The organism is Halomonas litopenaei (assembly GCF_003045775.1).
GTDB lineage: Bacteria > Pseudomonadota > Gammaproteobacteria > Pseudomonadales > Halomonadaceae > Halomonas > Halomonas litopenaei.
The window spans coordinates 210788-232894 of record NZ_PXNS01000001.1 but is presented as its reverse complement, the minus strand read 5'-3'; the positions used below and the strand labels follow the sequence as shown (position 1 = coordinate 232894).

Here is a 22107-nt window from a genome sequence, read left to right as displayed (position 1 = left end):
CTTGGCTCCCGGGGCGAGGTCGCGACGCGGTGGGCTTGGCGACGGTCGCTTAAAGCCCCTGCTTGAGGCTCGCGACGATGTACTGGTCAAGATCGCCGTCGAGCACCTTGTCGCAGTTGCTCGACTGCACGCCGGTGCGCAGGTCCTTGATGCGCTGGTCGTCCAGCACATAGGAACGGATCTGGCTGCCCCAGCCGATGTCGGCCTTGGAGTCCTCGGCCTCCTGCTTGGCGGCGTTGCGCTTCTGCATCTCCAGCTCCCACAGCTTCGCCTTCAACTGCTTCATGGCGAAGTCGCGGTTGGCGTGCTGGCTGCGCTGGCTCTGGCACGACACCACCACGCCGGACGGCTCGTGGGTGATCCGCACCGCCGAGTCGGTGGTGTTGACGTGCTGACCACCGGCGCCGCTGGAGCGGTAGGTGTCGACGCGCAGATCCGCCGGATTGATCTCGACCTCGAAGCTGTCGTCGATCTCCGGCGACAGGAACACCGAGGCAAAGGAGGTGTGGCGGCGGCCGCCGGAGTCGAACGGACTCTTGCGCACCAGACGATGCACCCCGGTCTCGGTGCGCAGCCAGCCGAAGGCGTACTCGCCCTGGACGTGCACCGTGGCCGACTTGATCCCGGCCACTTCACCGGCCGACAGCTCGATGATCTCGGCCTTGAAACCGTGGGACTCGGCCCAGCGCAGATACATGCGCAGCAGCATGTTGGCCCAGTCCTGGGCCTCGGTGCCGCCGGAGCCCGCCTGGATGTCGAGATAGGCGCTGTTCTCGTCCATCTCGCCGGAGAACATCCGCCGGAACTCGAGCTTCTCGAGGTTGGCCTGCATCGAGGCCAGTTCCTTCTCGACCTCGGCCACGGTGGCCTCGTCGTCTTCCATCTCGGCCAGCTCCAGCAGGTCGCGGCTGTCGCCGAGGCCCTGGTCCAGCTCGTCGATGGTGGCGACCACCAGCTCCAGCGAGGCACGTTCCTTGCCGAGCTTCTGGGCGTAGTCCGGGTCGTTCCAGACCGCCGGGTCCTCGAGCTCGCGGGTGACTTCCTCTAGCCGATCTTTCTTTTCGGCATAGTCAAAGATACCCCCTCAGGACGTCTGTCCGCTCAGACAGGTCCTTGATGAGGTTGTGAATCGGGTTGGTTTCCAACATGAAGTTCGCCTTTTGTCGTCCCTCGCCGGGTGCCGGCGTGCGCTCGCGATGCGCCGGTGGCGATGGGCCAGTTGCGATGATCGTCGGCCAGGCCGCGATAAAGGGGATGCATTGTAGCCAAAACGTCTAACCCCGTCATCCTGCTCCTGCCATCGAGCCCCCTTGCCACAAGGGCTCCCACGGGGCTATCGACGAAACGCAAGACGTCATGAAAATTTTCGTCTGGACAGCACCGGAGCCACGGCGCGATGGTCGATATCGACTAAGCGGGCTTAGCCGGTGTCGCACGCCTTGTGCGGCCTTCCCACAATGGCCGTGGTCGCAGCGAACCGCGCTGCCAACGGCCCGGCCCGCGACAACAATGCCAACACGAACAAGGAACTGACATGATCGCGAACCGTGCTCGCTGGGCCCGCCGCCTGGCGCTGGCCTCCGGCCTGACCCTGTCCTCGCTGGCGGCCGCCATCAGCGCACCGGCCATGGCCGAGACCCTCGATCTTGGCGTCACCGGCGAACTCGCCTCCTTCGACACCTCCCAGATCTCTGGCGGCGTGTGGGAGTCCCAGATCCTGATGGACGTTTACGAGGGCCTGGTCAAGAACGCCCCGGACGGCGAGATCCTGCCCGGCATGGCCACCGACTGGGAGGTCTCCGAGGACGGCAAGACCTACACCTTCAGCCTGCGCGAGGATGCCCGCTGGTCCGACGGCGAGCCTGTCACCGCCGAGGACTTCGTGTTCGGCTGGCGCCACCTGCTGGACCCGGCCAACGCCTCCAAGTACGCCTACATGCTCTATCCGGTGGTCAACGCCAGGGAGGTCAATACCGGCGAGCTGCCCCTGGAGGAGCTTGGCGTGGAAAGCCGCGACGATGGCCGCACCTTCGTGGTCCAGCTGACTCAACCGACGCCCTACTTCCTGCAGCTGCTGACCCACTACACCGGCTACCCCCAGCCACAGCACACCTTCGAGGAGTACGGCCGGGACTACGTGGATCTCGACAACATCGTCACCAACGGTGCCTTCACCCCCACCGAGTGGATCTCCCAGTCGCGCATCACCGTGGTCAAGAATCCCGAGTACTACGAGGCCGACCAGGTGGCGCTGGACGGCGTGCGCTACCACACCATCGAGGATCGCAACGCCGGCGTCTCGCGCTTTCGCGCGGGCGAGCTGGACATCATGACCGAGTACTCCTCGAGCATGTATCCGCTGTTGAAGGAAGAGATCCCCGAGGCCACCCACATGGCCACCTACCTCGGCAGCTACTACTACGTGTTCAACCACCGCGACGGTCATCCCACCGCCGACCCCAGGGTGCGCGAGGCGCTCAACATGGCGGTGCGCCGCGACGTCATCGCTCAGCAGATCATGGGCGGCACCTTCCAGAAGTCACTGTCCTTCGTGCCTGACGGCATCAATCACTATCAGGTGCAGAACACCAGCTTCGAAGACGCCGACGGCAATGACATCACCGATGACATGAACGCCCGCATGGCCCGTGCCAAGCAGTTGCTGGAAGAGGCCGGCTACAGCCAGGAGTCACCGCTCGAATTGCGCCTGCGCTACAACACCACCGACGAGCACAAGAAGATCGCGGTGGCGGTGTCGTCCATGTGGCGCCCGCTGGGTGTCGAGGTGGAGCTGGTCAATGCCGAGGCCACGGTGCACTACCAGACCATCGCCGAGGGGGACTTCGACGTGGCCCGGGCCGGCTGGATCGCCGACTACAACGACGCCGAGAACTTTCTGGCGCTGCTGCGCTCCGGCGTCGGCAACAACTACGGAGCCTACGCCAACGAGGAGTTCGACGCCCTCTACGACCAGGCCGCTGCCACCCTTGACCTGGATGAGCGCAAGGCCGTCATGGAAAGCGCCGAGGCCCTGGCCATGGACGACGACGCCCTGATCCCGATGCTCTACTACGTCTCACGCAACCTGGTGAACCCGAAGATCAGCGGCTGGGAAGACAACATCGAGGACGATCACCCGTCTCGCTGGATCTCCTTCGACGAGTAGCAGCGCCGGGTTGGTAAACAGCAGCGCTGGGTTTTGTAAATAGCAGCGCCGGGTTTGTAGATAGCAGCGCTGGGCTATCTTCAAGGACTCGCTTCAAGGACTCGCTTCAACGACTCGCTGCGAGAACTCGCCTCCACCAGGAGGCGAGTCCCCTACCGACGCTCTGCCTACCCCACAAGGACTTCGCTATGGTCTCCATGGACGCCTTTCGTCCGCTGGCACTTGCCGGCCTGATGGCAACGACAAGCCTCGGACTCTGTCTGCCCGCTGCCGACGCCCAGGCCGCCACTCTTCAGGTCGGCAACGGCGCCGAGCCCAGCACCCTGGATCCGCAGAAGGTCAGCGGCAACTGGGAGAGCCGGATCACCCGCCAACTGTTCGATCGTCTGGTCAACTATGGCCCCGACGGCGCCCTGGTGCCGGGCCTGGCTGAATCCTGGGAGCTGTCCGACGACGGTCGGGTCATCACCTTCCGGCTGCGCGAGGCACAGTGGTCGGACGGCGAGCCGATCACCGCCGACGATGCCGTCTTCGCCCTGCAACGCCTGGTGACACCGGCTACCGCCAACCACAACGCCAACCTTTACTACCCCATTGTCAACGCCCGGGCGATCAACACCGGGGAGGCCGAACCCGAGAGCCTCGGCGTCACCGCGCTGGATTCCCGCACCCTGGAAATCCGGCTATCCGAGCCCACCGCCTATTTTCTTCAGGCCATGGCGATGACCGAGGCCGCACCTCTGCCCCGGCACCTGCTCACCAGCGGCATCGAGGACTGGACCCGGCCAGGCACCATGGTGGCCAGCGGACCCTTCGTGCTCACCGACTGGAAGCCCCAGGACAAGGTCGAGGTGGAGCGCAACCCCCGCTACTACGCCGCCGACGAGGTGGCGCTGGAGGGTGTCGACTTCCACGCCATCGAGGACACCTCGGCGCTGATGAACCGTTTTCGCTCAGGCGAGCTCGACATCGCCTACGGCGCGGTGCCTTCCGCGCGCTTCGAGTGGGCCCAGGAGAACCTGAGCGAGTCGCTGCGCGTCGGGCCGCTGATCGGCAGCTACTTCTATATGCTCAACCTGCGTGAAGGCACGCCGCTCAGCGATGAGCGGGTGCGCGAGGCGCTGAACCTGGCGCTCGACCGCGAGGTGATCACCGAGCGCCTGCTGGGCATGGGCCAGACGCCGTCCTACTGGTTTGTGCCCCGCACCATCGCCTCGCCTACCTCGGCAAGCCTCGACTTCCATGATCAGGACATGGACAGCCGCCGGGCCAGGGCCCGGGAGCTGCTGGATCAGGCCGGCTACGGGCCGGATCGACCGCTTGAACTTGAGCTGTCCTACAATACCCTGGAAGACCACAAGAAGATCGCCGTGGCCATCGCCGCCATGTGGCGCCCGCTGGGGGTGGAGATCGAGCTGGTCAACCGCGAGGCGGCGGTGCACTTCGCCGGCCTGCGCCAGGGCGACTTCGAGATCGCCCGCTACGGCTTCGTGGCCACGGTCAACGACCCCTACGACTTCCTCAACGCCTACGCCGCGGGAGGCTCGGCGGCGGCCAGCACCGGCTACGCGGACCCCGAGTACGACGCCCTGGTCGAGGCCAGCACCCATGAGCTCGACGCGGACCGACGCGCCGCGCTGATGAGCGAGGCCGAGCAGCGCCTGCTGGAAGCCGACGTGATGCTGCCGATCTACGACTACGTGGTCGTCAATCTGGTCTCGCCGGACGTCAAGGGCTGGCAGCCCACGACGCTCGACGTGCATCCGCTGCGCTACGTGTCCGTGGACGCCGACGCGCCCTGACGATCACCCGCTCCAACCCCATCGCGGGCGCGGCCAGGGATGGCCCGCCCTCCATGTCAACCGAGGAACGGCGCCATGCTGAGCTACACCTTGAAACGCCTGGCCCAGGCCATACCGACGATGCTGATCGTCATCACCATCGCCTTCTTTCTGATGCGCATCGCCCCCGGCGGGCCCTTCGACGGCGAGCGCGCCCTGCCGCCGGAGATCGAGGCCAACCTGATGGCCGCCTACCACCTGGACGAACCGCTGTGGCAGCAGTACTTCCGCTACCTGGGCAACCTGGTCCAGGGCGACTTCGGGCCCTCGTTCAAGTACAAGGACTTCACCGTCACCGAGCTGATCATGCAGGGCTTCCCGGTAAGCCTGCAGATCGGCGGCCTGGCGATCCTGCTGGCGCTGGCGATCGGCCTGCCGCTGGGCATCATCGCCGCACTCAAGCGCAATACCGCCGTGGACTACACGGTGATGGGCACGGCGCTGGCCGGCATCGCGGTGCCCAACTTCGTGGTGGCGCCGGTGCTGGCGCTGGTGTTCGGGGTGCTGCTCGGCTGGCTGCCGGCGGGGGGCTGGAACGACGGCGCCCTGCCCAACCTGATCCTGCCGGTGATCGCGCTATCGATCCAGCAGATCGCCTACATCGCGCGGATGATGCGCGCCAGCATGATCGAGGTGATGGGCAGCCACTATATTCGCACCGCCCGAGCCAAGGGACTGACCGAGGCCGAGGTGGTCTGGCGCCACGCCCTGCGCCCCGCCCTGCTGCCGGTGACCTCCTACCTGGGCCCGGCCATCGCCGGCATCATCACCGGCTCCGTGGTGATCGAGCAGATCTTCGGCATCCCCGGCATCGGCCGCTACTTCGTCCAGGGCGCGCTCAACCGCGACTACACCCTGGTGATGGGCACGGTGGTGTTCTACGGCGCCCTGATCGTGTTGATGAACCTGATCGTGGACCTGATCTACTCGGCCCTTGATCCCCAAATCCGCTATGACGACTGAGGCGACGCCATGAGTACCGATTCCCTCGCCCCGACCGCCGCCCCCGTCGGCGACAGCCTCGGCCGCGACGCCTGGCGCCGGCTGAGCCAGAACCGCGCGGCCATGGCCAGCCTGTGGCTGCTCGGCCTGATGACCCTGGCCTGCTTTATCGGTCCCTGGCTGACCCCCTGGGGGCTGGCCGACGTCGACTGGAACGCCTTCGACGTGGGCCCGACCCTGGAAGGCGGCCACTGGCTCGGCACCGACGCCAACGGCCGCGACCTGCTGACCCGCACCCTCTATGGGGGCCAGGTGTCGCTGTCGGTGGCGCTGGTGGCGACCTTCGTCAGCCTGATCATCGGGGTGCTCTACGGCGCCGTGTCCGGCTATGTCGGCGGGCGCGTCGACAACCTGATGATGCGCTTCGTCGACATCATGTACTCGCTGCCGTTCATGTTCCTGGTGATCCTGCTGATGGTGGTGTTCGGCCGCAACATCTTCCTGATCTACGCCGCCATCGGCGCGGTGGAGTGGCTCGACATGGCGCGTATCGTGCGCGGCCAGACCCTGGCGCTCAAGCAGCGGGAGTTCGTCGAGGCGGCCCACGCCCTCGGCGTCAAGGACGGCAAGATCGTCACCCGCCACCTGATCCCCAACGCCATCGGCCCGGTGATCGTCTACGTCACCCTGACGGTGCCCAAGGTCATCCTGCTCGAGAGCTTCCTGTCGTTCCTCGGCCTCGGCGTGCAGGAGCCGCTGACCAGCTGGGGCGTGCTGATCTCCGAGGGTGCCGACATGATGCAGACCTCGCCCTGGATGCTGCTGGTGCCCTCGGTGTTCCTGGCGCTGACGCTGTTCTGCCTGAACTTCCTCGGCGACGGCCTCAGAGACGCCCTGGACCCCAAGACCCGCTGATCGACGACGGAGACGCGACCATGACCGACACACAACCCAAGAACCCCCGTCGTCCCGCCCGCGAGGCGCTGCTCGAGATCGAGGGGCTCAGCGTCAGCTTCGAGCTGCCCCACGGCACCGTCCAGGCGGTCAGGGACGTCAGCTTTGCCATCAATCCCGGCGAGACCCTGGCGCTGGTGGGCGAATCCGGCTCCGGCAAGTCGGTGACCTCCACCGCCGCCATGCGCCTGCTGCCGGAGCTCGCCCGGGCCGAGGGCGTCATCCGCTTCAAGGGCGAGGAACTGCTCGGTGCCACCGCCAAGCGCATGCGCCGGATTCGCGGTGGCAATATCGCCATGATCTTCCAGGAGCCGATGACCTCGCTCAATCCGCTGCACCGCATCGGCGACCAGATCAAGGAGGTGCTCGACCGCCACCAGAGCCTCAAGGGGCGCGCCGCCACCGCCAAGGCCATCGACCTGCTCGAGCAGGTCGGCATCCCCGAACCGGCAAGGCGGGTGTCGAGCTACCCCCACGAGCTGTCCGGCGGCCAGCGCCAGCGGGTGATGATCGCGATGGCCCTGGCCGGCGAGCCGGAGATGCTGATCGCCGACGAGCCCACCACCGCGCTGGACGTCACCGTCCAGGCCCAGATCCTCGAGCTGCTCAAGGACCTGCAACGCCGCTACGGCATGGCGATCCTGTTCATTACTCACGACCTGACCATCGTCAAGCACTTCGCCGACCGGGTCTGCGTGATGCGCCACGGCGAGCTGGTCGAGCAGGGTGAGACCCGGGAGGTCTTCGCCAACCCGCGCCACGAGTACACCCGCATGCTGATCGACGCCGAGCCACGCGGGCGCAAGGCGCCGGTGGCCGACAGCGAGCCCATGGTGCTCGAGGCCAAGGACATGCGCGTACGCTTCGCCCTCAAGAAGCGCCTGTTCGGTCCCAGCGAGTACTTCGAGGCGGTGCGTGGCATCGACGTCAGCATCCGTCGCGGCCAGACGGTGGGCATCGTCGGCGAATCGGGCTCCGGCAAGTCGACCCTGGGCCGCGCCCTGCTGAGGCTGCTCAAGAGCCAGGGCGAGATCCGCTTCCACGACACCCGCCTCGACGTGCTGGACAAGACCGCCATGCGGCCGATCCGCTCGAAGCTGCAGGTGGTGTTCCAGGACCCCTACGGCTCGCTGTCGCCGCGGCTGACCGTTGGCGACATCATCGGCGAAGGGCTCAAGGTCCACGCCCCGCACCTGTCCCGCGCCGAGCGCGAGGCCCAGGTGATGGCGGCGCTCAAGGAGGTGTCGCTGGATCCTTCGATGCGCAATCGCTACCCCCACGAGTTCTCCGGCGGCCAGCGCCAGCGGATCGCCATCGCCCGGGCGCTGGTGCTCAAGCCGGAGTTCCTGCTGCTCGACGAACCCACCTCAGCGTTGGACCGCTCGGTGCAGGTCACCGTCATCGACCTGCTGCGTGACCTGCAACAGAAACACGGCCTGACCTACCTGTTCATCAGCCACGACCTGGCGGTGGTGCGAGCGCTGGCCGACACCGTGCTGGTGATGAAGGACGGAGAGATAGTGGAACAGGGCAGCGCCGAGGCGCTGTTCGCCGCGCCGAAGACCGAATACACCCGCAAGCTGCTGGCCGCCGCCATGCTCGATCAGGTGGCCTAGGCCAAGCGATCTACGAGCTCTACCTACGTAACGTAACAGGCGCTGCTTGAGCAGCGCCTGTTGTGCGAAGGCAGCGGCCGCTGCTTTGGCTCGTATGAACGTCTCTACTCTGTCGGATGCTCGCCTGCGTAGACACGCTCGGCCTGGGCCAGCGAACAGCTCATCAAGAGGTCCAGGGCACCCAGCGCCTGGTCGCTGACGAAGGGATGGGGATCGCCGGCTTGCCGCTGCTCCAACGCCTCGATCCGCGCCAGGGTGTTGTCGCGGGTGGGATGGTTGGACAGGAAGACGTCCACGCCCTGCTGTTCAGAGATCGTCTTCATTCGTGAGGCGGAGGCCGAGTACTCCCGCAAGCGGGCCTCGTCCGGCCCGAAGTTGAAACCGGTACCGCCCCACAGCACCGCCCGATGGGTACTGTCGCCATCCTTCAGCGGAATCACCAGCGACAGCGTGCCGAGGGTATGGCCGGGGGTCACGTAGGCCTCGAGGGCGGTATCGCCAAGAGTCAGGGTGTCGCCGTCGGCGATGGTGATATCGCGCACTGGAGGCTCGCCCCAGCGGGGATTGTCGATGGCCAGCTCCGGCTGTTCGAGGGCGGTCCAGTCCGCATCGCTCATGACCACCTGGGCTCCGTAGTTGTCGACCAGGTACTGCTGACCACCGTAGTGATCACCGTGGGCGTGGGTCACCACCAGATAGGTGATGTCCTCGGGATCCAGGCCCAGATCCACCAGCCCCTGCTCGATAAACTTCTGCGCTTCCTCGTTGTTGTTGAGGGCATCGATCAGAATGATCCCCTCGTTGGTGGTCAGCGCCCAGCTGGCGACGCCGGGCGTGCCGACGTAGTAGAGATTGTCGAATACCTGGGTCGGCATCGGCTCGGCCGGGCCGCGCTGGCGCCGGTCATCGCGACTGGACTCACGACGCTCCCGCTCTGCCGCCTCGCCTTTCGGACGCTGGCCCGCCACCTTGAGCCTGGCCGACAGGTCACACAGGCTGGACAGCCCGGGGAAGGCCTGTCCGGCCGCCAGGCCCCGCTCAGCCAGCTGCTCGGCCAGCTGCTCGGGCAGCTGCTGGGGAGGTTCATCCACCGCCAGGGCGGTCTGACTCAGGGTGAGGCTTACCACGGCCCCTGCGATCATCGCTTTCATGGTCCTTCCTGTTCGCTGCTGTTCGTTTAGGTGGGTCGCTGCGCGCTTTAGAACTCCAGGTCGAGCCCGACCCAGTAGCGCCGTCCATCGTCCACATGACCGAAGTTATCGAACTCGATGTCCTTGTCGGTCAGATTGTAGATGCCGGAAAGCACACGGATCTGTCGTGTCGCCTGCCAGCTGAGCCCCGCGTCCCAGGTAGCGTAGGATGGGGCCCGGATGGAGGTGCTGCTGTTGCTTGAGAGGTTCACCGGCTGGCTTTCTTCGCCGCGGAAGGTAAAGCGCAGCCAGGGAACGAGGGCCTCGGTGGCCTGCCAGTTGACGGTGGTATTGAACAGGTGGCGAGGCACCTGGGTCAGCGGCTGACCCTCGTTGTCACCGCTCTTCTGTTCGGAATCGGTGTAGGTGTAGGAGGCCTGGGCCTGCCAGCGTTCGCCGATCGGCATCTGGACACCAGCCTCGATGCCCTTGGTGATGGCGTCATCGATATTGACGTTGGTGCGGGCGTCCGGGTCGCCGGCCGCCGCATCACCGCAGTCGCGATCGCCACAGGCGATGGTGGAGATCTTGTCATCGAAGTCGTTGTAGAACAGCGTCAGGCTGGCCTGAAGGCCGTTGGCGCCGTCATGGACCAGCCCCATCTCGTAGCTACGGGACTCTTCCGCGTCCAGATCCGGGTTGCCGTAGATATCGCCGCCCCGGCTCTCCTGGACCCAGTCGCCTGACAGCTCGCGCAGGTTGGGCGCGCGGAACCCGGTGGACATACCGCCCTTCAGGGTCCAGTCGGGCAGCAGGCTCCAGACACCGTAGAGTCTTGGGCTGTAGTGGTCGCCGAAGAACTCGTGATCGTCCATGCGCAGCCCGGCGGTCAACGAGAAGCTGTCGGTCAGATACCATTCGTCTTCGAGAAACAGCGCGTACTGGTAGACGGTGATCTCGTCGGTGCCTGCCAGGGCGTTGGTGGTGGTGTCCTCGAGTTTCTCGTCCTCCCAGGTGCCGCCGAAGGTCACGAAGTGGTCGCCCAGCGGCAGTACCCAGCGTGAATCCGCCACCGTATTGTGAATCTCGATATCGCGACCGACGTTGTCGGTTTCCTCCAGCTGCACGTAGGAATCCGAGGTCAGCAACCCCCAGTTGCCCTGGTGGGACAGCGCAACGGTCTTGTGTCGATTTTCGGTCTCGGCGTCGCTCGGGCAGCGAGAATCCGGCACGACTGGTGCGATCCTGCTCTCGTCGACTGACATCAAGCGAAAGTGAGTGATCGGGCGTGGCCTCCAGCGACAGCCGCGCGGCCAGGTTGGAAAACTCGCGCTTGGCATAGCCGCGCTCGATCTTGTCCTCATGGCGATGCTGGTACTGACCGGTCAGCTGCAACCCGAGGACGTCGTCGGCCAGCGGACCGGACACATACAGCTGATTGTTGAATTCGTTGCCGGAGTCACTGTCTTCCTGAATCGTCGCCTCGGTACGCAGTTGGGTGACCCAATCCTCCGCGACCTTGCGGGTGATGATGTTGATGACTCCACCGATGGCATCGGACCCGTACAGGGTCGACATGGGGCCGCGGATGACCTCGATACGCTCGATGGCGCTCAACGGTGGCAGCCAGTCCTTCTGGAAGCCGCCCCCGCCGCTCGGCTGGGATTCCCGCGAAGTCTGCCGGCGACCGTCTACCAGCCACAGGGTGTACTGCGCCGGCATGCCACGCAGGCTGACGTCTTCGCCATCGCCACCGCCGGTCACCACGACGCCGGGCACATCCTGTAGCGCATCGGTGATGTCCCGGTAGGCACGTTTTTCAAGCGATTCCCGGGTCACCACGCTGATCGAAGCCGGTGCCTCGGTCTGCGTCTGCTCATAGCCCGCAGCGGTAACGACGATATTGTCCAGGGCGAGATCCTGTTGCGCCTGAACAGACAGGGAAGCCGCCCCCAGGGGCAGAACAGACCAGCGAATCATCAAGCGAAGGGACATCCGGAGCACCAGGTTGTTGTATTGACCAAATACGATTGATTCGCAATGTTAACCAACCGGGATACGTCCAGACAGCGTTTAGCGATCAGAAAACCGGCAAACCGATGCAACGGGATGTTCGACAATAGTGGACTTCGCCGATTCGCGTGCTATCACCCTGACGGTGAAGCATCGCTGTTGTTACCCCCTGCCCTTCCAGAAAGGCCTCCACTTGCAACGCTGATATCTTCTCTTGGCATGGCTGGCTTCCACGAACGACAGCGCCCCCTCCTGGGAGGGGGCGCTGCGCAGGGTCTGACTATGTTCTAGCGGAAGCCAATATCGGTCGCCTGGACCGAGGTGGTGGCCGGTCAGAAGCGATAGGTCAGAAGCGATAGGTCAGCTGGGCACCGAAGGCCTGGGCGGTGTTTTCGAAGTCCGCCTCGTAGGTGCCGCGATTTTCCTCTTCCTGGGACAGCTCGGCGTCGGATTCGTGGATATAGGAGTAGGCCACGTCCACGGTCAGATCCGGGGTCGGGGTCCAGCCGGCACCCAGCGAGAAGATGATGCGATCATCAGACGGCACACGCACGCTGCGGTACTCGTCCTTGATCGGGGTCTCGTCGTAGGCGAGGCCAGTACGCAGCACCCACTGGGGGTTGAGCTGATAGGCGGTACCGATGGAGTACTGCCAGCTGTCCTCATAGTTCTGGGCCTCGACGATCTCGCGAACATCGTTCTCGACACGCAGCTCATCGAACTCGCTCCAGTTGGTCATGGCGGCGCCGGCCATCACCGTCCAGCGATCATTGAGCTCGTGGGTTACCGAGAAGTCCCACACCTCGGGCAGGGTGATCGACAGATCGGCGTCGACTTGCTGGCTCGCAGTGCCTACAGGGACTACGGGGCCGATACCAGCAACGACCGTCGGGTCACCCTGTCCACGTACATTGGTAAAGCGCGCCTTGCCTTCGAGGTCATACTCCACCTCAGAGTGGTAGGCGAAACCGAAGGTGGTGTGCTCCCAGGGCTTGTACATGGCGCCGAAGGTAAAGCCCCAGGCGTTATCGTCACCCTCGATGTCCACATCCCCTTCGCCTGCGACTCCGGTAGGAGTGAAGGCACCGGTTTGGTCAAAGAAGCCCACCGGGCCTCCCTGAGTATTGGCAGTCAGCTCACCATCGATCTGGTTGTAGGTCAGGCCAAAGCCGGCCGAGAACTGCTCGCTGAACTTCACCGAGATGGTCGGCTGAACGGTGACCACCTCGACCTTGCTGCGATCGCCGAAGAAACGGCCCTGGAACTGGCCTTCGTAGTCGGTGATCAGACCGAAGGGCGCGTAGACACCGAGGCCAAAGTGCAGGTTGTCGTTGATCGGCTGGACGTAGAAGCCGAAGGGAATAAAGGTGTCCGGCACCATATCGCCTTCGTTGGAGCCCGTGGCGCTGCCGTCGGCATTCTTGATGTCGGTGTCCACGGTCAGGAAGGCGGTACCGGCGGTGACCTGGGCACGATCGAGAAACGACATGCCGGCCGGGTTGCCGAACACGATGGTGGCGTCGGTCACGGTGGAGGCACGGCCCGCGTTGGAGGTGCCCTGGCCACTTACACCCTGCTCGTTGAGCTGAAAGGCGCCGGCCATCGCCTGGCCGGAAAGAGCAGCGGTGGCCACGGCAACCGCCAGGGTCAAAGGCTTGAAGTTGTTGTGCATCATGTCGGCGTCCTTATTATCAGCAAGCGTGTCGGCGTACTTGTTATGGCGTAGTGGTTATTGTGCAGTTGCGTCCGCACACTTGTCCGGGCGCAGTTCCTTTCGAGCACTCTTTGTAATTTGTTTGACCTGAATTGCTTGGCCCTGTCGACGGGCCTGCTCGCAGTGTTTGCGAAGGCGCCAAAGAGTTCAAGGCCAAACGTTCGTTTTAATGGCCAAATTACTCATACTTTGGTCAAAGAACATTTGCCAATTCAGTCATTTCAAAGACTTAGACAAGCTAAACAAAACGCTTCCTGCATACTTCAGGCGCCCTTGACCTTTGTGCAACACACAGGTTTTACACTATCCCCATCGTTCTCCCATGCGCAGCGCCGATGGGCGCCGAGGAGTGCACATGAAGGTCAGTGAACTGGCAAGAATCACCGGCGTGACCGCCGAGACGGTGCGCCACTACACCCGCGAGGGCCTGCTGGCGCCCGATCGAGACCCTGACAACGGCTATCACCTCTATGGCGACCGCGATCGCGAGCGTCTGGACTTTATCCAGCGCGCCCGAACCCTGGGATTCAGCCTGGCCGAGATTCGCGACATCCTGTCCCATGCCGATCAGGGGGATTCGCCCTGCCCCATGGTGCGCGACCTGCTGGCCGAACGGCTGCCGCAGATCCGCAGGCGCATCGCCGAGCTCGAGGCCCTGGCAGCGCGCATGGAAGACGCCATGCAGAGCTGGCAACACCTGCCCGACGGCGTGCCGGACGGACACAGCCTGTGCCGTCTGATCGAAAGCGTGCCGACGGCGTCCGTACCACAATCCGCCACGGCCAGACAGCGGGAGTCGTCATGAATCGCCTCGAGGAGCACCAATTTCAGGTGACCGGAATGTCCTGCCAGGGCTGCGTCGGGCGCATGCGCCGGGCCATCCAGGAGCACGACGCCGAAGCCCAGGTCGAAGGCGACCCCGGGAGCGGCACGCTGTCGGTTGCCTCATGCCTCGGCGCCGACGAATTAGCCGCCCTGCTGTCGCAAGCCGGCTACCCCACCGAGGCGAGTGCCACCGATGAGCAGATAGCCAGCGACAGCACGACCACGCCGCTAGCGCCCGCCGAGGCGCCATCGCCTCAGGAAGCGTCCTCAGCGTCGCCGCATAGAGAGACCTCAGCGTCGCTGCAAGAAGCGCCCTCAGCGCCTTCGCAGCGTCTGGCGATCCAGGGCATGACCTGCGCCGGCTGCGTGGCCAGTGTGCAAAAGGCGCTGGCCGCCACCTCAGGGGTCGAGCGCGCCGAGGTCAACTTCGCCTCCCATACCGCGCGGATCCACGGCGACGTCGACGCCAAGGCGCTGGTTCAAGCGGTGGAATCCGTGGGCTACGGCGCCGAACCCATCGTCGACCTGCGCCAGGCCGAACGCCAGCGTGCCGAACGCAACCAGCGCGAATACCGACGCAAGCTCAAGGGCAGCCTAGCCTCGCTGGCGCTGGCGGTTCCGCTGATGGTGATGATGCTGATCCATCACCCTGAGCCGACGGGTCTTGCCCGCCTTGGCTGGGGACTGGTGGGCCTGGCGACGCTGGCCGTGCTGGCGTTCCCGGGACGCGCCTTCTTCGTCGGCGCCTGGAAAGCGCTGCGTCACCACCAGGCCAACATGGATACCCTGATCGCACTGGGCACCGGCACCGCCTGGCTCTACTCCATGGCGGTGGTGGTGGCTGCCCCTTGGCTGCCACAGGCCGCCCGAGGGCTCTACTTCGAGGCCTCGAGCATGATCATCGGCCTGGTGTTGCTGGGCAAGGCGCTGGAACTGCGTGCCCAGGGCAGGACCTCGGACGCCCTGCATCGCCTGCTCGACCTGCAGAGCCAGAGCGCCCGAGTGGTGCGTGAAGAGGGCGAGCTGGACCTGCCCATCGACGAGGTTCGCCAGGGCGATCTGATCCGGGTGCGGCCCGGCGAGCGCCTGCCCGTGGATGGTGAGGTGGTCGAAGGCGACAGCCATATCGACGAATCGATGCTCTCGGGTGAGCCCGCGCCGTTGGCCCGAGGCCCGGGCGACGAGGTCAGCGCCGGCACGGTCAACGGCCGGGGGTCGTTGGTGTTCCGCGCGACCCGCGTCGGTGCCGATACTCGACTGGGGCGCATCACCGAACAGGTGGCCAACGCCCAGGGCTCCAAGCCACCCATCGGCAACCTGGCCGATCGCGTCTCGGCGGTGTTCGTGCCCAGCGTGATGATCATCGCCGTGCTCACCGCCCTGGCCTGGTACCACTTCGGCCCCGAGCCGCGGGTCATCCATATGCTGGTCACCGCCACCACGGTACTGATCATCGCCTGCCCCTGCGCACTGGGCCTGGCCACCCCGTTGTCGACCATGATCGGTGTGGGCAAGGCCGCCGAGCACGGCGTGCTGATACGCTCCGGCGAAGCGCTCCAGACCGCCAGTCGACTGACCACCCTGGTGGTGGACAAGACCGGCACCCTGACCGAAGGTCGCCCCAGGGTCACCGACTGCCGCTGGTTCGCTGGCGAAGCCAGCGACGACCGCACCCGGCTGCTGGGTCTGGTCGCGGCCATCGAGGCCCGTTCCGAACACCCCCTGGCCGAGGCCCTGGGCCGCTATGCACACGACCATGGCCATGACCATGCCGCCGCCGACACCAACCCCAGCGACGAATCTGGCGGCAGCACCGCTAGTGCCTCTTCTTTCGCCAACAGCACCATCGAGGCCTTCGAAAGCCTGACCGGACGCGGCGTGCGTGCCCGGGACGCCGAGGGACGACGCCTGGCCATCGGCAATGCGGCGATGATGCAGGAGGAAGGCGTCACACTCGCTGACCATGAGCTCGACGACTGGCAGGCCCAGGCCCGCACCCTGGTCTATCTGTCGCTGGACGGCGTCCTGACGGCGGGCTTCGCCATCGAGGATCCGTTGCGCGAGGACAGCCTCGACGCGGTGGCGCGACTGCGGGCCGATGGCCTCAAGGTGGTGATGCTGACCGGTGACAACAGCGCCACCGCCCGTGCGATTGGGGAAGAGGTCGGCATCGATGAGGTCCACGCCGAGCTGTCGCCGGAGGACAAGTACGCCGAGATCGAGCGCCTTCAGGCCGAGGGCGAAGTCGTCGGCATGGTGGGCGACGGCATCAACGACGCCCCCGCCCTGGCCCGGGCCGACGTCGGCTTCGCCATCGGCCAGGGCACCGACGTGGCCATCGAAAGCGCCGGGGTGACGCTGATGCGCTCATCGCTTCACGGCGTCGCCGCCGCCATCGAGATCAGCCAGGCGACCCTGGCCAATATCCGCCAGAATCTGTGGGGCGCACTGGGCTACAACGCCCTGTGCATCCCCATCGCGGCCGGCCTTTTCTACCCGCTCACCGGCACCCTGCTGTCACCGATGATCGCTGGCGCCGCCATGTCGGCCTCGTCGATCACCGTGGTGGCCAACGCCAACCGGCTGCGACTCAAGCGCCTGCGCCCCCAGAACGCGCGAGCGCCACGCCCCGCCACCCCGCCATCGCAGGAGGTGCTGTCATGAGCATCGTGGTGACCCTGACGGGACTGGGATTGATCGGCCTGATTGTGTGGTGGTTCTGGCTATCCTGAAGAGACCGCCACGCCTAGGAGCGCCCCATGAGCAAGCCTTCCGTGAGTGACCTGGATTCGCCCCCCTGCCCCCGCCTCAGGTCGGTGCTGGAAACCGCCCTGTACGTGGCCGACATGGCGCGGGCGCGCGCCTTCTTCGAGGAGGTGATGGGGCTTGAGCCCTTCAACGCCGACCATCGCTTCACCGCCTACCAGGTCGGCCCTTCGGTGCTACTGCTGTTTCTCGAGGGCGAGACCCTGGAGACGGTGGTGCTGCCGGATGACATGGGCACCATCCCGCCCCACGACGGCCGCGGCTGGGTGCATATGGCGCTGGCCATCGACCGCGAGGAGCTCGGTGCCTGGGAGACGCGCCTCGACGCCCACGGGGTCGAGATCGAGGGTCGTACCCACTGGCCCAAGGGGGGTGAGAGCCTGTACTTCCGCGACCCCGACGGGCATCTGCTGGAACTCGCCACCCCGGGCATCTGGCCGAACTATTGACGTACCCGGAACCACTCCGGTGGAAAGTACGCGGCGGCTGACCATAGGAAGCCTGCTTGCGAGGTTAATCATCTCCAGAAGGGCAAGTTGATGAACCCCACGGCTCGAACACTGCTTGGCAACTGCATCAAACGCCTGGCCATGGTACCGATGGTGCTCACGATCATGCTGGTAGTGCTGGCGAGCCTTGCTGGACCGACCGACGTGGCCATGGAGGACTGCGCGGGCCCCTGTATCGCACTCCACAGCGACACTCCAGACCACACACACCCGGAGTGCAGCGTCTGTGCCGCCGTCTCGCCGTTGCCGATCATCCACGACACACCGCCAGCCGGCTTGATCGACATCGTCGTCCCGGCTGGCACCAGTCACATCATTGCGCCGCCGAGGCGCCCTCCCCGTTCCTGACAGCAAAAAGCGTCATTTCACCACCGTACACCACAAAGCACCTACCTCGGTGCCACGCTTCTTCTGTCAGGAGTTACACCAATGAGCACGACATGTTTCGCATTTATGGGTTCGATGGGCTGGATCGGTTGGGTGATGCCGATCGCCTGGCTGATCCTGCTGGGTCTCGGCATCTCCGCCCTCGGCAAGTACCTTCTCACCACTCACCGCTCTCGGGAGAAACAGTCATGAGCCACCGTCACGCCTCCCTGCTTTTCCTCGCCACCAGCCTGCTGGCTGCGGCGCCCGCGATGGCGGACCTGCCCGACACTGCCACCTTGTACAAGAATCCACAGTGCGGCTGCTGTGACGAGTACGCGCGCCTGCTGGAACAACGTGGTGTCGACGTGACCATCGTCGAGACTCGAGACATCGGTAGCATCAAGCAACGCCTCGGCATTCCGTTTGGCCTCGGCGCCTGTCATACCATCGAAATGGGGGGCTACGCGGTCGAGGGGCACGTGCCCTTCGCGGCGCTGGATCGACTCTTCGAACAGCACCCCGATACAGCCGGCATCGGTCTGGCCGGCATGCCTGCCGGCACCCCAGGCATGCCAGGCCCTCGCCAGCAGGAGTGGAACGTCTACGAGTTCCGCGATGGTGAGGCCAGGCCATTCATGACGCTCTGAACGCCCTCACGGGCAAGGCCCCGGCAGCTGCCGGGGCATCACCACCAGCGCCACAGCGATCCAGGGCCAGGCAACCCGGTCTTGTCGCCTTGACCTATCTGCTCTCACCTGACGAGTCAAAAGACTCGCTTGTTCGGCCACAGTCTGTCGATGTGAGCGCAACAAGATGGTTACCGTGAAGGAGAAAAGCATGTTCATGACACGCCGCTCGTTCCTGATGGGCTCCTTGCTATCGGGTGGTGCCGTGCTGGCAGCCAACGCCACAGGTCGCTTGTACTCACTGCCGCAACTCAACGAGCTTTACATCCCGGAACTGATCGATGCCCGCAGCCGTCACCAGTCGATTGCGCTGGAAGTTCAGGAGGGCTCGCGCCATTTCTTCCCTGGCCGAGAAAGCATCACCTTGGGCTACAACGGGAGCTACCTAGGTCCCACGCTTCGGGTCCACCAGGGCGACGATTCCGAGGTCACCATCACCAACACCCTGGGTGAAGACACCACCGTGCACTGGCATGGGCTGCTGGTCTCCGGCAACCTGGACGGCGGCCCTCACCAGACGATCCCCGCCGGAGCCACCTGGCGACCGGTACTACCGATACGTCAGCGGGCATGCACTCTCTGGTACCACTCACACGCTCATGGGCGCACCGCCAGACAGGTCTACGCAGGCCTGGCAGGAATGTTGATCGTCAGTGACGACCATGAAAAATCGCTGGGCCTGCCCTCGGATTACGGTGTCGATGACATTCCCCTGATACTTCAGGATAAGCAGTTCGAGCAGGGAACCCTGGTATTACCACAGGGCATGATGACGACGATGCATGGACGACGTGGCGACACTCTCTTGGTCAACGGCACTGTCAACCCAGTAGCAAAGGTTCCTCCCCGGCTGGTGCGTCTGAGGATGGTCAATGGTGCCAACGCCAGGTTTTTCGATCTGGCGTTCTCCGACGCCAGAATCTTTCACTGGATTGCCTCGGAGGGAGGTCTGCTCGAGAAGCCTGTTGCACTGCGCTCGCTACGCCTCGTTCCAGGAGAGCGAGCCGAAATTCTCGTCGATTTCTCTAATGGTCGCCCTGCGACCCTGACTACCGGACCAGACAGTAGTCTGTCGATGATGCGCATGATGACGCCCATGTCAGGGGCTAGCGAAACGACCGTCATCGAGTTCATTCCCCAAGGCACCGGCAGCAGTTCCCTTCAGGTACCACAGCGGCTTCACGCCCCTGAACCCCGGATCCCCTCAACGGCACTGCGCAGACGTCGCTTCGAGTTGACCATGGGCATGGAGATGGGCATGGGCATGGGAAACATGAGGAGGGACGAAACACGGATGAGCAGGGCCAGCTTCGGCATCAATGACCGTGCCTTCTCCATGGACAGAGTCGATGAGCGGGTCAACCTGGGTGATAGCGAAATATGGGAGGTGACCGGCACAATGATGGCCCACCCCTTCCATGTACACGGCGTGCATTTCCAGGTCATCAGCCGCAACGGTTCTGCGCCGCAGACCCGTGACAAAGGCATGAAAGACACTGTGCTGGTGCGCGAGCCCGTCGAACTGCTGGTCCATTTCAACCAGCCTTCGCAGGGTGCGCCCTTCATGTATCACTGCCACATCCTCGAACACGAAGATAACGGCATGATGGGACAATTCACGGTAACCTGAAGCCAGCAGCGCCAGGACCTCCGCAGGCAACGAAGACCGAGGTTTGCCGGGATCACGGACCCTCGTTCGACCGCTTCAGTCGACCGGCTTATTCAACGGGCTCTGCGTGCTCCACCATCAGCTGCAGTGACTCGCGTCCGCGGAAGCGGTTGCGATTGAGCTTGTAGGCGCAGTGGAGGGTGGCGCCCACGTCGAAGTCCGGCAACTGGCCCGGGGTCAGGCAGCGAAACCAGATGGCCTTCAGGGTCAGTCCGCGACAGGACAGCTCCAGGGTCAGGTGACTGCCGTCACCCACCGGCTTGAGCCGCTCCACCAGAAAGCGCCCCTCGAACAGCGGCGCCTCGAACTCGCGGCCGAAGGGGCCAAGGCCCTCGATCTCGGCCAGGGTCTCGAGGCTTAGCTGATGCTCGCCGAGTTCACCGTCGGTGTAGAGCCTGGGCACCAGTTCCAGATCGCCGAGCTGTTCGCTGACCGCGGTGATCAGCGCCTGGCGGAAGTCGTCGAGACGTTCCTGTACCACGCCGACGCCGGCGGCGCCCCGGTGGCCGCCGAAACGCGTAAGCGCCTCGGGGGCCAGGTCGTGGGCGCGCTGCAGAGCATCGCGCAGGTGCAGCGCCTCCACCGAGCGTCCGGAGCCGGTCAGCATGCCGGCCTCGGCGGCGGGGGTCAGCACCAGGGTCGGCCGTCCGTAGGCCTGCACCAGGCGCGAGGCGACGATGCCCTGAACCCCCGGATGGCCGTTCTCCAGATAGACGATGACCACCGGCTCGTCGGCGTCCAGCGCCCGGCGGGCCAGCAGCCTGGCCTCGGCGACCATGTCGGCTTCGATGGCCTTGCGCGACTGGTTGTCGGCGTCCAGGGTCTCCAGGTGACGCCGCGCCACCCCGTCATCCCCGGCGAGCATGAAGTGAAGCGCCGCGTAGGGATCGTCGAGACGCGAACGGGCGTTGATTCTCGGCCCCATCTGGAAGCCCAGGGTCTCGGCGTCGAAGGGCACGCTGTCGGCGCCCAGGCGCTCCGCCATTACCCGCCAGCAGGGCTCGCCCATGCGATTGATCAGCGCCAGACCGTGGCGCACCACCGCCCGGTTGATGGCGCTGCCACCCAGTGACACACAGTCGGCCACGGTGCCCAGCGCCACGTAGGACAGCCAGGGCGAGAGCTTGGGCGTGGACGGCGACAGTACCGCCTGTTCGATCAGTACCTGGCGGGTCAGCGACATCAACAGCCAGGCCACCATGCAGCCGGCGATGGTGGCGTCCGGGTAGTCGCAGTCGGCTCGGGTCGGATTGACCGTGGCATAGGCCGAGGGCGGCGGCCCTTCCTGGGGCAGAGCGTGGTGATCGCTGACCACCACGTCGATTCCCGCCGCCTTGAGCCTGGCGATACGCGCCTCGTCGCTGCTGCCGCAGTCGGCGGTAATCACCAGGCTGGGCCGCGGGGTCAGCTTCAGGGTGCGCTCCACCAGCGGCAGGCTGATGCCATAGCCGTCATGAATACGGTGACCGATCAGACTGTGCAGACGTGACTCTGGCACCCCGAACAGTTCGTTCAGGGTGCGCCGGATCACCACGTGGGAGGTGATGCCGTCCACGTCGTAATCGGTGAGGATGCCGATGTGCTCGCCCTCGGCCACCGCCTGGGCGATGCGCTCGGCCGCTCTCGGCGCATCGGCCAGACGCTCGGGATGGACCAGATGACGTAGACTCGGGTCGACCAGCGGGCCGAGTTCGCCCTGGTAGTCGGGCAGGCGTCCGGCCAGCAGCCGGGCCTGAAGCTCCGACAGCCCGGCCTCGAGTCCCTGCCGATACAGCCTTTCGTTGCGAGGACGCGGTTCGATACGCGGACGCGGTTCGATACGCGGACGCGGCTCGGCATGCTCGCTCGAGCCGGTATTTGCCGGAGAAGAGTGGGACATCGGATTCTCTGGAAGGTTGAAGCGAGGC

General features: G+C 65.0%; 17 protein-coding genes and 1 pseudogene. 12 read left to right on the top strand and 6 right to left on the bottom strand.

Annotation, left to right across the window (positions count from 1 at the left end; genetic code table 11):
• Positions 1-49: 49 nt before the first annotated feature.
• Positions 50-1148 (bottom strand): peptide chain release factor 2 gene (prfB, locus tag C6W88_RS01095; RefSeq protein WP_197037043.1). Its coding sequence is split into 2 segments (ribosomal slippage): positions 50-1072 and positions 1074-1148, totalling 1098 coding nucleotides; the frame shifts between segments, so codons are not numbered across the junction.
• Positions 1149-1534: 386 nt separating this feature from the next.
• Between prfB and C6W88_RS01090 the strand changes: the two genes are divergently transcribed.
• From C6W88_RS01090 to C6W88_RS01070, 5 genes are all read left to right on the top strand, one after another.
• Positions 1535-3166, top strand: a complete 1632-nt coding sequence (locus tag C6W88_RS01090) for a peptide ABC transporter substrate-binding protein (protein WP_108131210.1) — start codon at positions 1535-1537, stop codon at positions 3164-3166.
• A gap of 188 nt (positions 3167-3354) precedes the next feature.
• On the top strand, positions 3355-4968 hold the full coding sequence (locus C6W88_RS01085) for a peptide ABC transporter substrate-binding protein (RefSeq protein ID WP_231498430.1): 1614 nt from the start codon (positions 3355-3357) through the stop codon (positions 4966-4968).
• Between the two features lie 75 nt (positions 4969-5043).
• A complete protein-coding gene (gene oppB / locus C6W88_RS01080; RefSeq protein WP_045991315.1) occupies positions 5044-5970 on the top strand; it encodes an oligopeptide ABC transporter permease OppB in 927 nt (308 codons plus the stop codon).
• A gap of 9 nt (positions 5971-5979) precedes the next feature.
• Positions 5980-6864 carry an ABC transporter permease gene (locus tag C6W88_RS01075; RefSeq protein ID WP_045991316.1) on the top strand — a complete coding sequence of 295 codons (885 nt, stop codon included), beginning with the start codon at positions 5980-5982 and terminating at the stop codon, positions 6862-6864.
• 20 nt (positions 6865-6884) lie between these two features.
• On the top strand, positions 6885-8519 hold the full coding sequence (locus tag C6W88_RS01070; protein ID WP_108131209.1) for an ABC transporter ATP-binding protein: 1635 nt from the start codon (positions 6885-6887) through the stop codon (positions 8517-8519).
• 104 nt (positions 8520-8623) lie between these two features.
• Here the strand turns inward: C6W88_RS01070 and C6W88_RS01065 are convergent, their stop codons facing one another.
• The 4 genes and pseudogenes from C6W88_RS01065 to C6W88_RS01055 all read right to left on the bottom strand — a co-directional run bounded on the left by C6W88_RS01065 (position 8624) and on the right by C6W88_RS01055 (position 13337).
• Positions 8624-9670, bottom strand: coding sequence for an MBL fold metallo-hydrolase (locus C6W88_RS01065; protein ID WP_108131208.1), 1047 nt, complete (start codon positions 9668-9670; stop codon positions 8624-8626).
• 47 nt (positions 9671-9717) lie between these two features.
• Positions 9718-10881: a TonB-dependent receptor domain-containing protein gene (locus tag C6W88_RS22030; RefSeq protein WP_308812409.1), complete on the bottom strand. Its 1164-nt coding sequence runs from the start codon at positions 10879-10881 to the stop codon at positions 9718-9720.
• Between the two features lie 367 nt (positions 10882-11248).
• A pseudogene (locus C6W88_RS22025) lies at positions 11249-11629 on the bottom strand (TonB-dependent receptor plug domain-containing protein); the annotation flags it as partial.
• A gap of 379 nt (positions 11630-12008) precedes the next feature.
• On the bottom strand, positions 12009-13337 hold the full coding sequence (locus C6W88_RS01055; RefSeq protein WP_308812410.1) for an OmpP1/FadL family transporter: 1329 nt from the start codon (positions 13335-13337) through the stop codon (positions 12009-12011).
• A 394-nt stretch (positions 13338-13731) separates the two neighbouring features.
• Between C6W88_RS01055 and C6W88_RS01050 the strand changes: the two genes are divergently transcribed.
• The 7 genes from C6W88_RS01050 (at position 13732) to C6W88_RS01025 (ending at position 20161) form a co-directional block, all read left to right on the top strand.
• The gene (locus tag C6W88_RS01050; RefSeq protein WP_045991319.1) at positions 13732-14181 is read left to right on the top strand and encodes a MerR family transcriptional regulator; all 450 of its coding nucleotides are present in this window, start codon (positions 13732-13734) and stop codon (positions 14179-14181) included.
• A complete protein-coding gene (locus tag C6W88_RS01045; protein ID WP_231498428.1) occupies positions 14178-16865 on the top strand; it encodes a heavy metal translocating P-type ATPase in 2688 nt (895 codons plus the stop codon). Before C6W88_RS01050 ends, C6W88_RS01045 begins: the two co-directional genes overlap by 4 nt.
• Positions 16866-16960: 95 nt before the next feature.
• The gene (locus C6W88_RS01040) at positions 16961-17416 is read left to right on the top strand and encodes a VOC family protein (RefSeq protein ID WP_045991321.1); all 456 of its coding nucleotides are present in this window, start codon (positions 16961-16963) and stop codon (positions 17414-17416) included.
• 90 nt (positions 17417-17506) lie between these two features.
• A complete protein-coding gene (locus C6W88_RS21310) occupies positions 17507-17824 on the top strand; it encodes a hypothetical protein (RefSeq protein ID WP_146164620.1) in 318 nt (105 codons plus the stop codon).
• An 81-nt stretch (positions 17825-17905) separates the two neighbouring features.
• Complete coding sequence (locus C6W88_RS21565; protein ID WP_181248578.1) at positions 17906-18055, top strand: hypothetical protein; 150 nt, start codon at positions 17906-17908, stop codon at positions 18053-18055.
• The gene (locus C6W88_RS01030) at positions 18052-18492 is read left to right on the top strand and encodes a DUF411 domain-containing protein (RefSeq protein ID WP_045991323.1); all 441 of its coding nucleotides are present in this window, start codon (positions 18052-18054) and stop codon (positions 18490-18492) included. Before C6W88_RS21565 ends, C6W88_RS01030 begins: the two co-directional genes overlap by 4 nt.
• A 190-nt stretch (positions 18493-18682) precedes the next feature.
• Positions 18683-20161 carry a multicopper oxidase family protein gene (locus tag C6W88_RS01025; RefSeq protein ID WP_108131206.1) on the top strand — a complete coding sequence of 493 codons (1479 nt, stop codon included), beginning with the start codon at positions 18683-18685 and terminating at the stop codon, positions 20159-20161.
• Positions 20162-20249: 88 nt separating this feature from the next.
• Here the strand turns inward: C6W88_RS01025 and recJ are convergent, their stop codons facing one another.
• On the bottom strand, positions 20250-22079 hold the full coding sequence (gene recJ / locus C6W88_RS01020; protein ID WP_108131205.1) for a single-stranded-DNA-specific exonuclease RecJ: 1830 nt from the start codon (positions 22077-22079) through the stop codon (positions 20250-20252).
• Positions 22080-22107: the final 28 nt, after the last annotated feature.

Coding starts and splice junctions, on each gene's coding strand:
- C6W88_RS01090 (WP_108131210.1), top strand. CDS start 1,535: ATGATCGCGAACCGTGCTCGCTGGGCCCGCCGCCTGGCGCTGGCCTCC.
- C6W88_RS01085 (WP_231498430.1), top strand. CDS start 3,355: ATGGTCTCCATGGACGCCTTTCGTCCGCTGGCACTTGCCGGCCTGATG.
- oppB (WP_045991315.1), top strand. CDS start 5,044: ATGCTGAGCTACACCTTGAAACGCCTGGCCCAGGCCATACCGACGATG.
- C6W88_RS01075 (WP_045991316.1), top strand. CDS start 5,980: ATGAGTACCGATTCCCTCGCCCCGACCGCCGCCCCCGTCGGCGACAGC.
- C6W88_RS01070 (WP_108131209.1), top strand. CDS start 6,885: ATGACCGACACACAACCCAAGAACCCCCGTCGTCCCGCCCGCGAGGCG.
- C6W88_RS01065 (WP_108131208.1), bottom strand. CDS start 9,670: ATGAAAGCGATGATCGCAGGGGCCGTGGTAAGCCTCACCCTGAGTCAG.
- C6W88_RS01055 (WP_308812410.1), bottom strand. CDS start 13,337: ATGATGCACAACAACTTCAAGCCTTTGACCCTGGCGGTTGCCGTGGCC.
- C6W88_RS01050 (WP_045991319.1), top strand. CDS start 13,732: ATGAAGGTCAGTGAACTGGCAAGAATCACCGGCGTGACCGCCGAGACG.
- C6W88_RS01045 (WP_231498428.1), top strand. CDS start 14,178: ATGAATCGCCTCGAGGAGCACCAATTTCAGGTGACCGGAATGTCCTGC.
- C6W88_RS01040 (WP_045991321.1), top strand. CDS start 16,961: ATGAGCAAGCCTTCCGTGAGTGACCTGGATTCGCCCCCCTGCCCCCGC.
- C6W88_RS21310 (WP_146164620.1), top strand. CDS start 17,507: ATGAACCCCACGGCTCGAACACTGCTTGGCAACTGCATCAAACGCCTG.
- C6W88_RS21565 (WP_181248578.1), top strand. CDS start 17,906: ATGAGCACGACATGTTTCGCATTTATGGGTTCGATGGGCTGGATCGGT.
- C6W88_RS01030 (WP_045991323.1), top strand. CDS start 18,052: ATGAGCCACCGTCACGCCTCCCTGCTTTTCCTCGCCACCAGCCTGCTG.
- C6W88_RS01025 (WP_108131206.1), top strand. CDS start 18,683: ATGTTCATGACACGCCGCTCGTTCCTGATGGGCTCCTTGCTATCGGGT.
- recJ (WP_108131205.1), bottom strand. CDS start 22,079: ATGTCCCACTCTTCTCCGGCAAATACCGGCTCGAGCGAGCATGCCGAG.